This is a genomic window from Gemmiger sp. An120 (assembly GCF_002160955.1).
In the GTDB taxonomy this organism is placed as follows: domain Bacteria; phylum Bacillota; class Clostridia; order Oscillospirales; family Ruminococcaceae; genus Gemmiger_A; species Gemmiger_A avium.
The window spans coordinates 1-13,985 of record NZ_NFLN01000021.1; the positions used below are offsets into that span (position 1 = coordinate 1).

Below are 13,985 nucleotides of genomic sequence, written 5' to 3' on the forward strand. Positions count from 1 at the left end.
GCGCGGGGGTGGGCTCCGGGGTAGGCTCCGGCGGCCAGACCACGTTTTCAAAGAAATCGTTTTTGGCGGTATCCGGCCCCACGGTGGTGTAGGCCAGGCCGAACTGCCGGCAGTCGTTCTTGCCGGAATCCTTTACCGAGAACCAGGCCGTCTGGCTGGCGTGGCAGGCAAAGCCCTCGGCCGCCATCTCCAGGGCGGTACGCCCGCCGAAAGCTTCCAGAGGCATCTGGCCCCATTCCATGGTGATGGTGTTCTCCGGCCAGAGATGCAGATAGGCTTTCTGCACCTCCCAGGGCTCGTAGGGCAGATCGGTGTACTGGGCCGGATCGGCGGCGGCGGGCAGGGCGGCCAGCAGGGTCTTGGCGTTGAGCCGGTGGGCCCCGTGGCCGTACTCGCCGTTAATGTCGTGGGCCACCACCACCTCCGGCTTGAACCGGCGCAGCAGTTCCACTTGCCAGGCGGTGATGGTATCCTCTCCATAGACCTGGATGGCCGATTCCAGGCTGGCCTTGGAGGCGTACAGGTCCGGGAACTCCGAGATCACCGGGTAGTTCTTTACCCCCACCGTCCACAGCCCGTCCAGCAGCTCGTGGGGGCGGTAGGGCTCGCCCCAGTGGTTGGTCATGTAGGCCACCTGCACCGCCATGCCCTTTTCCCCGGCGTAGTAGGGCATGGTGCCGCCGAACCAGAGATGCTCGTCGTCGGCGTGGGTGGGCAGCACCAGCAGGTCCGCGTCCTCGCAGGGGGGCTGCCACACCTGTACCCAGGCCGGCGGGGTGTCCCCGGTCAGGGCGTAGACCTCGCAGAGGATCGCCCCCTGCGGCGCTTCAATCGTCGCGGAGGACGCGGCCCGGGGCAGGGTCACGTATTCATGCAGAAACCCCTGCCGGCCCCAGGTGGAGGCGGGCTGGCCGCCGTCCGGGGTGAGGATCCACTCCCCGGGGGGCTGGTCCCAGATCACATAGAGGGCATCAAAGGGGGTCTCGGCGGTGACGGTCACGGTGTTGCCGGACAGGGTCACCTTGGTGGAGCGGCTGCCGTCGGTGAGGGAGGAGGCAGCCTGCCCGCCCACCGAGACGGTCAGGGGCAGGGCCTCTTCGGGCTGGGCGGCGCGGACCGGGGCGGCCAGCAGCAGCGCCAGCGCGGCGGCGCAGACCGCGGCGCGGCGCAGAAAAACGGAAAGGGACATAGGGGATGGTCCTTTCTCCGGGCCGGGCCCGGGGGCAAAAGAGGGTTGTCCTATACTATAGCATATACTATAGCATAATACGCGCGATCGGGCAAAAACCTTTCATTCCGATAAAAATTTCCCGCAGCCGGGGAAAAAGCAGCAAAATCGCAGGAATTGTGTTGCATCCCGCCCCATAAAGCGATATACTGAATCAGTTGACTAAAGTGTACAAGGAGGCGGCGGAAGGGATGTCGCTGCAATACAAAGCGGTGCTGTTTGATCTGGACGGCACCCTGCTGAACTCATTGGAAGATCTGGCGGACGCCACCAACGCGGCGCTGACCGCCTTTGGCCTGCCGGTGCGCACGGTGGACGAGGTGCGGCAGTTTGTGGGCAACGGGGTGCGCCTGCTGATGGAGCGGGCGGTGCCCGGCGGGGCGCAGCATCCGCAGTTTGAGGAGATCCTGGCGTATTTCAAGGAATACTATGCGGCCCACTGCCGCGTCAAGACCGCGCCCTATCCGGGGATTCTGCCGCTGCTGGACGCGCTGGCCGCGGCCGGGGCGAAAACCGCGGTGGTGAGCAACAAGTTCGACGGGGCGGTGAAGGAGCTGGCCCGGGAGTATTTCGGGCCGCGGGTGGCGCTGGCGGTGGGGGAAAAGCCCGGCGTGCGCAAGAAGCCCGCGCCGGACGCGGTGCTGGAGGCGCTGCGGCAGCTGGAGGTTGCGCCCGGACAGGCGGTGTACATCGGGGATTCCGACGTGGACGTGGAGACGGCCCGCAACGCGGGGCTGGACGGCATCGGGGTAAGCTGGGGGTTCCGGTCCCGGCAGGTGCTGGAAGAGGCGGGGGCGGCGCGCATCGCGGCCGACCCGGCGCAGCTGGCCCGGATGCTGGGGCTGTAAAAAGGGCACAGGCGGTTTTCGTGCCGCTGTGAGGCGGCTTTTGCGGGCCGCCGGATAGAGGGCACGCGGCAGCGCGTCCCGAGGAGGAGGAGTATTCAATGCAACGCGAACGATTCAAATCCCGGCTGGGCTTTCTTTTGCTCAGCGCCGGGTGCGCCATCGGCCTGGGCAACGTATGGCGCTTCCCCTACATGGTGGGCCAGAACGGCGGCGCGTTCTTCGTGCTGTTCTATCTGCTGTTCCTGATCATCATGGGCCTGCCCATCCTGAGCATGGAGCTGGCGGTGGGCCGTGCCAGCCGCAAGAGCATCATCCGGGAGTTTGAAACCCTGGAAAAGCCCGGCAGCAAATGGCACTGGTACAGCCCCTTCGGCATGCTGGGCAACTACATGCTGATGTTCTTCTACACCGTGGTGGGCGGCTGGCTGGTAAACTACTTTGTGCAGTACCTGACCGGCAGCCTGGCCGGGCTGGACAGCGAGGGTGTGCAGGCGGCCTATGCCTCCATGCTGAGCGATCCGGCGGAGATGATCTCCTGGATGCTGGTGGTGGTGCTGATTGGCTTTGTGATCTGCCTGGGCGGCCTGCAGAAGGGCGTGGAGCGGATCAGCAAATGGATGATGGTGGCCCTGCTGGCGCTGATCCTGGTGCTGGCGGTGCGCAGCCTGACCCTGCCCGGCGGCGGCGAGGGCCTGGCCTTCTATCTGATGCCCAACCTGGAAAACCTGAAAAAGGTAGGCCTGGTGAACTGCCTGGCCGGCGCCATGGAGCAGAGCTTCTTTACCCTGAGCCTGGGCATCGGCGCCATCGCCATCTTCGGCAGCTACATGGATAAGGACCGCACCCTGCTGGGCGAGAGCGTGGGCATTGCCGCGCTGGATACCTTTGTGGCGATCACCGCGGGCCTGATCATCTTCCCGGCCTGCTTTGCCTATGGTGTGGCCCCGGACAGCGGCCCGAACCTGCTGTTCGTGACCCTGCCCAACGTGTTCATCAACATGGCCGGCGGCCGGCTGTGGGGCGCTTTGTTCTTCCTGTTCATGAGCTTTGCGGCGCTGACCACCGTGGTGGCGGTGTTTGAGAACATCCTGGCCTGCTGCATGGACAAGTGGGGCTGGACCCGCAAGAAAGCGGTGCTGGTGAACCTGGTGATCCTGGCGCTGGGCAGCGTGCCCTGCGCGCTGGGCTTCAATGTATGGAGCAATTTCAACCCGCTGGGCGCGGGCACCGTGGTGATGGATCTGGAAGATTTCATCGTCAGCACCATCCTGCTGCCTTTCGGCTCGCTGCTGTATCTGCTGTTCTGCACCCGCCGCAGCGGCTGGGGCTTTGACGCCTATCTGGAGGAAGCCAACACCGGCAAAGGCCTGAAGATGGCCCGGGCGCTGCGCTTCTACCTGACCTGGATCCTGCCGGTCATGGTGGCGGTGCTGCTGGTCATGGGCCTGTGGAGCAAGCTGAAGTTCCTGTTTGTGGCATAATGTTTGCGGGGCGGGCGGCAGTCCGCCCCATTTTTTGTATCAGGAGATACCCTTATGAAAGAAAACCGATACGACGACAAGACCTTTTTTGACAAATACGGCCAGATGGCCCGGTCCCGGCTGGGGCTGGCCGGGGCAGGGGAGTGGACCTGCCTGCGGGCGCTGCTGCCCGACCTGACCGGTGCGCAGGTGCTGGATCTGGGCTGCGGCTACGGCTGGCACTGCAAGTACGCCGCCGAACAGGGGGCGGCCCGGGTGCTGGGCACCGATCTGTCCGAGCGGATGCTGGCCGAGGCCCAAACCCGCAACCCGGATCCCCGGGTGGAATACCGCCGGGCGGCCATGGAGGACCTGGACTTTGCCCCGGAAAGCTTTGATCTGGTGTTCAGCTCGCTGGCGCTGCACTATGTGGCCGACCTGGCCCCGCTGATGGAGCGCATCGCCAAATGGCTGCGGCCGGGCGGGCATCTGGTGTTCTCGGCGGAACATCCGGTGTACACCTGCCGCCCCGAACAGGACTGGTGGTACGACGAGGCGGGGAACATCCTGCACTTCCCGGTGGACCGGTATTTTGAGGAGGGCAAGCGCACCGCCACCTTTCTGGGGGAGCAGGTGGTGAAATACCACCGCACCCTGACCGGCTGGCTGGACCCGGTGCTGGCCGCGGGCCTGACGCTGGAACGGGTGGCGGAACCCACCCCGCCCCCGGAGATGCTGGATATCCCCGGCATGCGGGACGAACTGCGCCGCCCCATGATGCTGCTGGTGCGGGCGCGAAAACCCCTGTAACCGTAAAAAACAAGGCCGGTGCGTACACGGATACGCACCGGCCTTGCTTTTTGTTTTTCCCGAGGGCCGAGTATTCGGCCCGACAGATGGGGGGCTGGGGGACTGGTCCCCCAGATTGGCATATCAGCCCGCGGTGTCCGCGAACTGGCTCTGGTAGAGTTCGGCGTAGAAGCCGCCCTTGGCCAGCAATTCGTCGTGATTGCCGGTCTCCACGATATCGCCGTCCTTCATCACCAGGATGATGTCGGCGTTGCGGATGGTGGACAGCCGGTGCGCAATGATAAAGCTGGTACGCCCGGCGGTCAGGGCGTCCATGGCCCGCTGGATGCTCAGCTCGGTGCGGGTATCCACGCTGGAGGTGGCCTCGTCCAGGATCAGCACCTTCGGGTCGGAGATGATGGTGCGGGCGATGGTCAGCAGCTGTTTCTGGCCCTGGCTGATGTTGCTGGCTTCCTCGTTCAGGATGGTGTCATACCCGTCGGGCAGGGTATGCACGAAATGATCCACCTGCGCCGCTTTGGCCGCGGCGTAGACCTCCTCGTCGGTGGCGTCCAGCCGGCCGAACCGGATGTTCTCCCGGATGGTGCCGCTGTACAGCCAGGTATCCTGCAATACCATGCCGAAGGTATCCCGCAGATCGCCCCGGGCGTACTGGCGCAGGTCGTAGCCGTCCAGCAGGATGGCGCCCTCGGTCACGTCATAGAACCGCATCAGCAGCTTGACCATGGTGGTCTTGCCCGCGCCGGTGGGGCCCACGATGGCCACCTTGGTGCCCGGCTTGACCATGGCCGAGAAATCATGAATGATCGTCTTTTCCGGCAGATAGCCGAACTGCACATGGGCAAACCACACCGCACCCTCGGCCTTGTCGGCAGGCACCGGGGCGGGCGGGTCGGCGGGTTCCTCTTCCTCCGCCAGGAAAGCAAACACCCGCTCGGCGGCCGCGGCGGTCTGCTGCAGCACGTTGGAGATGTTGGCGATCTGGGTGATCGGCTGGGTAAACTGCCGCACATACTGGGTAAACGCCTGGATGTCGCCCACCGTGATGGAGCCGTTCAGGGTCAGAAACCCGCCCAGCACACAGATGGCCACATAACCCAGGTTGCCCACAAAGTTCATCAGAGGCATCATCATGCCGCTGAGGAACTGGCTCTTCCAGCCCGCCTTGTACAGGTCCTGGTTCAGCTTTTCAAAGGTCTCGATGCTCTCCTGCTGGCCGTTGAAGGCGGTCAGGATCACATGGCCGCCGTACATCTCCTCCACGTGGCCGTTCACATGGCCCAGCATCTCCTGCTGGCGGCGGAAAAACGGCTGGCTGCGGCGCACCACCTGGCTGACGATCAGCACGCTGACCGGCAGGATGCACAGCGCCACCAGGGTCATCACCGGGCTGATGGTGAGCATCATCACCAGCACGCCGATCAGGGCGGCCACGTTGGTCACGATCTGGGACAGGCTCTGGTTCAGGGTCTGGGTCACCGTGTCCACATCGTTGGTGATGCGGCTGAGCACCTCGCCGCTCTGCACCCGGTCAAAGTAGGACAGGGGCAGCTTGTCGATCTTGTTGCTGATGTCCCGGCGCATGGAATAGCTGATCTTGGTGGCCACGCCGCTCATCAGCCAGCCCTGCAGGTAGCTCAGCAGGGCGCTGGCCAGATACAGCGCCGCCAGGGTGAGCAGAATGGCGCCGATCACCCCGAAATCAATGCCGCCGGTACCGGTGAGCATGGCGATCAGGCCGTTGAACAGCTCGGTGGTGGCGCGGCCCAGGATCTTGGGCCCGAAGATGGAGAACACGGTGCTGGCGGCGGCGCAGACCAGCGCCACCACGATACCGGGCAGAAACGGCGCCAGATATCCCAGCAGTTTTTTCATGGAACCTTTGAAATCCCGGGCCTTTTCCCCGGGCATCATGCCGCCGGGGCCGTGGCCGCCCGGCCGCGGGCCCATCGGACGATGGTTGGTATTGGCTGCCATTATCCCAATTCCTCCTTTGAAAGCTGGCTCTGGGCGATCTCCCGGTATTCGGGGCAGGTGCGGAGCAGCTGCTCATGGGTGCCCTTGCCCACCACGCGGCCCTCGTCCAGCACGATGATCTGCTGCGCGTGCATGATGGTGCTGACCCGCTGGGCCACGATCAGCACGGTGGCGTCCTGGGTCCAGGGCCGCAGCGCGGTGCGCAGCGCCGCGTCGGTCTTGAAGTCCAGCGCGGAGAAGGTATCGTCAAAAATATAGATCGGGGCTTTCTTCACCAGCGCCCGGGCGATGGACAGGCGCTGCCGCTGCCCGCCGGACACGTTGGTGCCCCCCTGGCTGACCGGCGCGTCCATGCCGCCGGGCAGTTTATCCACAAACTCGGTGGCCTGGGCCACCGCGGCCGCCGCCCGCAGGGTCTCGTCGTCGGCGTTTTCGTCGCCGGTGCGCAGGTTGGAGGCGATGGTGCCGCTGAACAACAGGCCCTTCTGGGGCACATAGCCGATGGCCGCGCGCAGATCCTGCTGACGCAGCTGCCGCACATCCACCCCGTCGATCAGCACCTGGCCCTCGGTGGCGTCATAGAACCGGGGAATCAGGTTGATCAGGGTGGACTTGCCCGAACCGGTGGAGCCGATAAAGGCGGTGGTCTCGCCGGGGCGGGCAGTGAAGCTGATATGCTCCAGCACGTCCGCGTCCGCGCCGCCGTACCGGAAGCTCACGTCCCTGAACTCCACCACGCCCTTGACCGGCTGGTTCATGGGCACGGGGCTTTCCGGGTCGGCCACGGAATTTTCGGTGTCCAGCACCTGGCAGATACGGTCGGCCGAGACGCTGGCACGGGGCACCAGAATGAACATCAGGCTGATGAACAGGAAGCTCATGATCACCTGCATGGCGTACTGGATAAAGGCCATCATATCGCCCACCTGCAGGCTGCTGGCGGCGATCTGCTTGCCGCCGAACCAGACGATCAGCAGGCTGATGCCGTTCATCACCAGGGTCATCACCGGCAGCATGGTGGCCATGGCCCGGTTGACGAACAGGGTGTTGCCGGTCAGGTCCTTGTTGGCGGAATCAAACCGCTTCTGCATAAAGTCCTGGTTGGCAAAGGCCCGCACCACCATCAGGCCGGACAACTCCTCCCGGCTGACCAGGTTGAGCCGGTCCACCAGGCTCTGCATCTTTTTGAACCGGGGCAGCGCCACCTTGAACAGCACCAGGATCAACGTGAGCATCAGGGTCAGCGCCAGCGCCAGCACCCAGGCCAGCTGAGGGCATTTGCGCAGGCCCATGATCAGGCCGCCCAGGCCCATGATGGGCGCAAAGCAGAGCATCCGCAGGCCCACGCTCAAAAAGTTCTGCACCTGGGTGATGTCGTTGGTGGAACGGGTGATCAGGCTGGCGGTGGAGAACTGGTCCATCTCCGCGTTATTGAAATAGGTGACCCGGGTGAACACGTCCCGGCGCAGATCCCGGCCCACGCCCGCGCCCAGACGGGACAGGCAGAAGCCCGCGCTGATGGCGCAGGCGGTGAGCAGCAGGGTCAGCCCCAGCATCCGCACACCCACCGACAGGATATACCCGGTCTGGATGGCGTCGGTGTCGGCGCCCAGGGTCTGGTAGAACCGCTTGACCAGCACCGCGCCGGTCTGGCCCAGCAGGCTGTCCGGGGTGACGGCGGCGGTGTTTACCGCCTCGTCAATGTCGCTCTGGTCCAGGGTGGCCAGGGCCGCCGGGTCCATGGCCGAAGCCCCCGCCGCCTGCACCAGGGCATAGGCCGCCCGGGAAAAGGCCCCGTTGGCCCCGCTGTCCTCGGCGTCGGCGGCCAGCACCCAGTCGCTTTCGGTCAGATTCGGGTAGGTTTTCTGCCAGTGGGCCAGGCCCTCGGCGCTCTCGCCCGCGGATACATAAGCCGCCGCCACGGCGGCCGCGTCGTCCTCGTTCATGAACCGCTGCATCAGGGCCATGCTCGCCGCGTCGATCGCCTCCGGGGCGGACTGGGTAATGCCGCCCTGCTGCAGGCCCACATTCACGATGTCGCTCATGTAGTTGGGCAGGGTCAGCTCCAGCATGGCCTGCCCGAACAGCAGCAGGATCGCCGCCGCCAGCAGGCCCAGATAGGGCTTCATATAGCGTTTCAGTTTCAGCATACAGAATCTCCTTCCCGGGCGGGGTCGCCCGCGTTGCTCTGTTCCATCAGGTCCGCCAGCCTTTCCAGCAGGGCCAGCAGTTCATCCATCGACTGCTCGCCCATACCGGCCAGGATCTTCTCCATCCGGCAGGTAATGTTGCGCCGTGCCTGCTCCAGCAGCTGACGCCCGGCGAGGGTCACCCGCAGCAGCGCCGCCCGCCGGTCGGTGGGGTGGGGCAGACGCTCCACATAACCCAGGGCTTCCATCCGGCTGACCCGCTGGCTCAGCGCCGGCACCGTCTGCCCCATGACCGCCGCCACCTCCGACAGGCTGACCCCGGCGCTTTCCTCCGGGGGCGGCAGCGAAGCGCTGAGCAGCCCCGCCCCGTGGGGCGGACGCCCGCCGTATAAAATCACCATCAGGGTGGCGAACTGGGATTTGCTTACCCCCGCACAGGGGATCACTTCGCTCCAGGCGCGGCGCATCCGGTCCATGGTCAGGAACATCTGCAGCGCCCGGCTTGTATCGTTTTCCATGGCTGCCTCCCGTAAAGTTAAGTACGTTAACCATTCAGCGTGGACCATTGTAGCACCGCCGCACAGCAAGTCAAGACATGTTCTAAAAAGTTTACGCGGCGTTCATATTTTCGCCGCCTTGCAAAATATACTTTTTTAGTGTATTATAAACACAGCTGGCGGTTTGTCCGCCATATACAAATAGTATAGGTTTTACGCGGAGGAGAATTCCGTTTTTCAGGAAAGGAGCACATAACCATGAACAGCGCGATTCTTTGGGCGGCGGCGGGCACAGGGTTCACCTTTTTGATGACCAGCCTGGGCGCGGCCACGGTATTTTTGTTCCGGGGCAGTATCACCCGGAAGATGCAGCAGGGATTTCTGGGTTTTGCGGCGGGGGTGATGATCGCGGCCTCGGTGTGGAGCCTGCTGATCCCGGCGATCGAACAGGCCGAGGCAGCGGGCGGGCCGGGCTGGCTGCCCGCCGCGGGCGGCTTTGTGCTGGGGGTAGGGTTTTTGCTGGCGCTGGATCACCTGATGCCGCACCTGCACCCGGGGGCGGCCCAGTGCGAGGGCCCGTCCTGCGGCTGGCGGCGCACCACCCTGCTGGTGAGTGCGGTGACCCTGCACAACATTCCGGAGGGTATGGCGGTGGGCCTGAGCTTCGCCCTGGCGGCCCAGACCGGTGAACCGGCGGCGCTGGCCACCGCGCTGGCGCTGGCGGCGGGCATGGGCATCCAGAACTTCCCGGAGGGGGCGGCCATCTCGCTGCCGCTGCGGCAGGAAGGGCTTTCCCGCACCCGCAGTTTTGTGTACGGAAGCCTGTCGGGGGTGGTGGAACCGGTGTTCGGCATGGCGGTGGTGCTGGCGGCGGGCGGCATCCAGCCGCTGATGCCCTGGCTGCTGGCCTTTGCCGCCGGCGCCATGCTCTACGTGGTGGCCGAGGAACTGATCCCCGAAGCCCACCTGGGCGAGCACTCCCACCCCGGCACCCTGGGCGTCATGGCCGGCTTCCTGGCCATGATGGTGCTGGACGTGGCGTTAGGCGGGTAACAGCTGTGCGGTGAATCGGCCCTCAAAGAGGGCCGATGAGCCCACAGATGTCCCGGTTACGCAGCGGACGGGTGTGAAGGGCTGTGGGGGCCGGGCCGCGAGGCGGCCCGGGTGGCGCAGCCATTTATCCCACAGCCCGCAACACCCGGTAGCGGCCCGGGGCGGTAACCTCATCAACTCTGCTACTCTCAAAGGGGCGCACCGCCTAAACTGTACAGGCGGGTAACAGCTGTGCGGTGAATCGGCCCTCAAAGAGGGCCGATGAGCCCACAGATGTCCCGGTAGCGGCCCGCACGCACAGCCTGAATTATAAATAATTTCCGGGGGTATGGGGGGAATCGTTGATTCCCCCCATATTGGCCATATCGGCCTATATAGCCCCCCGTTTGCGCACCGCCCGCGGGAGTGCTATAATAAGGGGTGTTTTTTTGATGAATCCTGTGTCGGAGGAACATACTTATGGAACACTCCATCTGGAGATACCTGAAGGCCTACCGCACCGACTGTGTGCTGGGGCCTTTGTGCAAGCTGATTGAGGCCACGCTGGAACTGTTTGTTCCGGTGGTGATGGCCTCCATCATTGATCAGGGCGTGCGGATGAGCGACACCCCCTACGTACTGCGGATGTGCGGCGTGCTGGTTCTGCTGGGCGCGGCGGGTCTGGGCTTTTCGGTGGCCGGGCAGTTCTTCTCTGCCCGGGCGGCGGTGGGCTTTTCCGGCAAGCTGCGCAGCGCGCTGTTTGCCCACGTGCAGTCCTTCAGCTATGCGGCCATGGACGCCCAGGGTGCGCCTACCCTGATCACCCGCATGACCAGCGACATCAACCAGGTGCAGAGCGGCCTGAACATGGCCCTGCGCCTGTTTCTGCGCAGCCCGTTCGTGGTGCTGGGCTCGGTGCTGGCGGCCTTTCTGATCGACGTGCGCAGCGCGGTGATCTTTGCCGTGGTGGTGCCGCTGATCAGCCTGGTGATCGCCGGGGTTCTGTGGTGGACCATGCCCCGCTATAAAAACGTGCAGGCCGCCCTGGACAAGGTGCTGGGCCTGACGCGGGAAAACCTGACCGGCGTGCGGGTGATCCGCGCTTTCGGCCAGGAGGACGCCCAGGTGGAGCAGTTCGCCGTGCGCAACGAGGACCTGACCAACCGCCATCTGCGGGTGGGCGCGGTGAGCACCCTGATGAACCCGGGCACCTACGTGCTGCTGAACCTGGCGGCGGTGGTGCTGATCCAGCAAGGGGCCTGGCGGGTGGACGGCGGCGCCATCACCCAGGGCCAGCTGGTGGCCCTGCTGGGCTACATGACCCAGATCTCGGTGGAGCTGATCAAGCTGGCCAACACCATCATCCTGTCCAGCAAGGCGCTGGCCTGCGCCGCCCGTGTGGAGAGCGTACTGAAGGTGGACGGCGCCATGCCTGCCCCCGCGGCGCCCCAGGCGGCCCCCGCCCGGCCGGATGTGCCGGCGGTGGAATTCCGCAAGGTATCCATCACCTATCCCGGCGGCGGCGACGACGCGCTGAGCGATGTGACCTTTACCGCCCGGGCCGGGGAGACGGTGGGCATAATCGGCGGCACCGGCAGCGGCAAATCCACGCTGGTGAACCTGATCCCCCGGTTCTATGACGTGACCGGCGGCGAAGTGCTGGTAAACGGCGTGGACGTGCGCCGGCAAGACCCGGAAACCCTGCGGGCGGGCATCGGCATTGTACCCCAGAAAGCCCTGCTGTTCAAGGGCACCATCCGGGACAATCTGCACTGGGGCAACCCGGAGGCGGACGACGCGCAGCTGTGGGCCGCGCTGGAATCCGCCCAGGCCGCCGAAGTGGTGCGGGGCAAGCCCGGCGAACTGGACGCGCCGGTGGAGCAGAGCGGCCGCAACCTGAGCGGCGGCCAGCGCCAGCGGCTGACCATCGCCCGGGCGCTGGTGCGCCGTCCGGGCATTCTGATCCTGGACGACAGCGCCAGTGCGCTGGACTATGCTACCGACGCGGCCCTGCGCGGGGCGCTGCGCCGTCTGGACTGGAAGCCGGCGGTATTTATTGTAAGCCAGCGGGCGGCCAGCGTGATGCATGCCGACCGCATCCTGGTGCTGGAGGACGGCCGTGCGGCCGACATGGGCACCCACGAAGAACTGCTGGCCCGGTGCGATGTGTACCGGGAGATCTATGAATCCCAGTTTGAGCCCAGCCGCAAAGGAGGTGAGGGTGCATGACCCATTATGAACCCTCTCTGAGCCAGGGGCAGGTGCTGCTGCGGGTGCTGCGCCGGGTAGGCCGGTACTGGTTCTGGGTGCTGGCCAGCCTGGTTCTGGCCGCCGTGACGGTGGTGCTGACCCTCTGGTTCCCGATCCTGACCGGGCAGGCCGTGGACCAGATCCTGGGCCCCGGCCAGGTGGACTTTGCGGCGCTGCCGCCCATCCTGATCGCTGCCGCCCTGGCGGTGGCGGGCACGGCGGTGAGCCAGTGGCTCATGGGCCTGTGCAACAACCATATTACCTACTGCGTGATCCGGGATATGCGCCGGGACGCCTTCGGCCATCTGCAGCAGCTGAACCTGCGGTATCTGGACAGCCATCCCACCGGCGGGCTGGTCAGCCGGATCATTGCCGACGTGGACCAGTTCGCGGACGGCCTGCTCATGGGCTTTACCCAGCTGTTCACCGGTATCCTGACCATCCTGGGCACCCTGATCTGCATGCTGACCATCAGCCCGCTGATCACGGTGGTGGTGGTGGCGGTGACCCCGGTCAGCCTGTTTGTGGCCGCCTGGATCGCCCGCAGCACCTACTTCATGTTCCGCCGCCAGAGCGATGCCCGCGCCGAGCAGACCTCCCTGATTGACGAGATGGTCTCCGGCCAGAAGGTGGTGCAGGCCTTTGGGCAGGGGCCTGCCGTGCAGGACCGGTTTGACGAGATCAATGGCCGGCTGACCGACGCCTCCTTCAAGGCGACCTTCTTCTCCTCCCTGACCAACCCCGCCACCCGGTTCGTGAACAGCCTGGTCTACACCGGCGCCGGCCTGACCGGCGCGCTGTGCGCCATCGGCGGGCTGATCTCGGTGGGGCAGCTGTCCACAGTGCTCAGCTACGCCAACCAGTACACCAAGCCCTTCAACGAAATCTCCGGCGTGGTGACCGAACTGCAGAACGCCCTGGCCTGCGCCGGGCGGATCTTTGAACTGCTGGAGGCCCATCCCCAGCGGCCGGACGACCCGGACGCCCTGGTGCTGGAAAACGCCGAGGGCCAGGTGGAGCTGGAGAACATCTATTTCAGCTACGACAAGTCCCGCCCGCTGATCGAGGGCTTTGACCTGACGGTACAGCCGGGCCAGCGGGTGGCCATCGTGGGCCCCACCGGCTGCGGCAAGACCACCCTGATCAACCTGCTGATGCGGTTCTATGAGCCGGACGCGGGCCAGATCCGGGTGGACGGCCATCCGGTGCGGCAGATGACCCGGCGCAGCCTGCGCCGCAGCTACGGCATGGTGCTGCAGGATACCTGGCTGCGCGCCGGCACCATCCGGGAGAACATCGCCATGGGCCGCCCGGACGCCAGCCTGGACGAGGTGATCGCGGCGGCCAAGGCCAGCCACGCCCACAGCTTTATCAAACGGCTGCCCCAGGGCTATGACACCATGGTGAACGAGGACGGCGGGATGCTCAGCCAGGGGCAGAAACAGCTGCTGTGCATTGCCCGGGTCATGCTGAACCTGCCGCCGATGCTGATTCTGGACGAGGCCACCAGCAGCATCGATACCCGTACCGAACAGAAGATCCAAAGCGCCTTTGCCCGGCTGATGCAGGGGCGCACCAGCTTCATTGTGGCGCACCGGCTGTCCACCATCCGGGAGGCGGACGTGATCCTGGTCATGCGGGACGGCCATGTGGTGGAACAGGGCACACACGACGAGCTGCTGGCGCAGAACGGGTTCTACGCGAACCTGTGGAACAGCCAGTTTGTTCACTGA

Annotated in this window: 10 protein-coding genes; 6 read left to right on the plus strand and 4 right to left on the minus strand. The window is 65.2% G+C overall.

Annotation, left to right across the window (positions count from 1 at the left end):
- The coding region (locus B5E65_RS13405; RefSeq protein ID WP_087172272.1) for a PIG-L family deacetylase at positions 1-1,189 on the minus strand (1,189 nt) is incomplete at its 3' end.
- A 230-nt stretch (positions 1,190-1,419) separates the two neighbouring features.
- On the opposite strand from B5E65_RS13405, the gene B5E65_RS13410 reads away from it, so the two are divergent.
- The 3 genes from B5E65_RS13410 (at position 1,420) to B5E65_RS13420 (ending at position 4,346) form a co-directional block, all read left to right on the plus strand.
- Complete coding sequence (locus B5E65_RS13410; protein WP_087172273.1) at positions 1,420-2,076, plus strand: HAD family hydrolase; 657 nt, start codon at positions 1,420-1,422, stop codon at positions 2,074-2,076.
- Positions 2,077-2,174: 98 nt separating this feature from the next.
- Positions 2,175-3,557, plus strand: coding sequence for a sodium-dependent transporter (locus B5E65_RS13415; protein ID WP_087172274.1), 1,383 nt, complete (start codon positions 2,175-2,177; stop codon positions 3,555-3,557).
- Between the two features lie 54 nt (positions 3,558-3,611).
- Complete coding sequence (locus tag B5E65_RS13420) at positions 3,612-4,346, plus strand: class I SAM-dependent methyltransferase (RefSeq protein ID WP_087172275.1); 735 nt, start codon at positions 3,612-3,614, stop codon at positions 4,344-4,346.
- A 123-nt stretch (positions 4,347-4,469) separates the two neighbouring features.
- On the opposite strand, the gene B5E65_RS13425 is transcribed toward B5E65_RS13420, so the two are convergent.
- Genes B5E65_RS13425 through B5E65_RS13435 form a run of 3 tightly spaced genes read right to left on the minus strand, consistent with a single transcriptional unit; the run spans position 4,470 to position 8,991 of the window.
- A complete protein-coding gene (locus B5E65_RS13425) occupies positions 4,470-6,323 on the minus strand; it encodes an ABC transporter ATP-binding protein (RefSeq protein ID WP_242957561.1) in 1,854 nt (617 codons plus the stop codon).
- Positions 6,323-8,473, minus strand: a complete 2,151-nt coding sequence (locus B5E65_RS13430) for an ABC transporter ATP-binding protein (protein WP_087172276.1) — start codon at positions 8,471-8,473, stop codon at positions 6,323-6,325. The genes B5E65_RS13425 and B5E65_RS13430 overlap by 1 nt, the downstream gene beginning before the upstream one ends.
- Positions 8,467-8,991 carry a MarR family winged helix-turn-helix transcriptional regulator gene (locus B5E65_RS13435; RefSeq protein WP_158098599.1) on the minus strand — a complete coding sequence of 175 codons (525 nt, stop codon included), beginning with the start codon at positions 8,989-8,991 and terminating at the stop codon, positions 8,467-8,469. The genes B5E65_RS13430 and B5E65_RS13435 overlap by 7 nt, the downstream gene beginning before the upstream one ends.
- Positions 8,992-9,228: 237 nt before the next feature.
- Between B5E65_RS13435 and B5E65_RS13440 the strand changes: the two genes are divergently transcribed.
- The 3 genes from B5E65_RS13440 (at position 9,229) to B5E65_RS13450 (ending at position 13,985) form a co-directional block, all read left to right on the plus strand.
- On the plus strand, positions 9,229-10,023 hold the full coding sequence (locus B5E65_RS13440; protein WP_087172278.1) for a ZIP family metal transporter: 795 nt from the start codon (positions 9,229-9,231) through the stop codon (positions 10,021-10,023).
- A 459-nt stretch (positions 10,024-10,482) separates the two neighbouring features.
- A complete protein-coding gene (locus tag B5E65_RS13445; RefSeq protein WP_087172279.1) occupies positions 10,483-12,231 on the plus strand; it encodes an ABC transporter ATP-binding protein in 1,749 nt (582 codons plus the stop codon).
- Positions 12,228-13,985 carry an ABC transporter ATP-binding protein gene (locus B5E65_RS13450; protein WP_087172280.1) on the plus strand — a complete coding sequence of 586 codons (1,758 nt, stop codon included), beginning with the start codon at positions 12,228-12,230 and terminating at the stop codon, positions 13,983-13,985. The genes B5E65_RS13445 and B5E65_RS13450 overlap by 4 nt, the downstream gene beginning before the upstream one ends.

What these genes read in the sequence shown, in the direction of transcription:
- B5E65_RS13410 (WP_087172273.1), top strand. Translation starts at nt 1,420, where the DNA reads ATGTCGCTGCAATACAAAGCGGTGCTGTTTGATCTGGACGGCACCCTG.
- B5E65_RS13415 (WP_087172274.1), top strand. Translation starts at nt 2,175, where the DNA reads ATGCAACGCGAACGATTCAAATCCCGGCTGGGCTTTCTTTTGCTCAGC.
- B5E65_RS13420 (WP_087172275.1), top strand. Translation starts at nt 3,612, where the DNA reads ATGAAAGAAAACCGATACGACGACAAGACCTTTTTTGACAAATACGGC.
- B5E65_RS13425 (WP_242957561.1), bottom strand. Translation starts at nt 6,323, where the DNA reads ATGGCAGCCAATACCAACCATCGTCCGATGGGCCCGCGGCCGGGCGGC.
- B5E65_RS13430 (WP_087172276.1), bottom strand. Translation starts at nt 8,473, where the DNA reads ATGCTGAAACTGAAACGCTATATGAAGCCCTATCTGGGCCTGCTGGCG.
- B5E65_RS13435 (WP_158098599.1), bottom strand. Translation starts at nt 8,991, where the DNA reads ATGGAAAACGATACAAGCCGGGCGCTGCAGATGTTCCTGACCATGGAC.
- B5E65_RS13440 (WP_087172278.1), top strand. Translation starts at nt 9,229, where the DNA reads ATGAACAGCGCGATTCTTTGGGCGGCGGCGGGCACAGGGTTCACCTTT.
- B5E65_RS13445 (WP_087172279.1), top strand. Translation starts at nt 10,483, where the DNA reads ATGGAACACTCCATCTGGAGATACCTGAAGGCCTACCGCACCGACTGT.
- B5E65_RS13450 (WP_087172280.1), top strand. Translation starts at nt 12,228, where the DNA reads ATGACCCATTATGAACCCTCTCTGAGCCAGGGGCAGGTGCTGCTGCGG.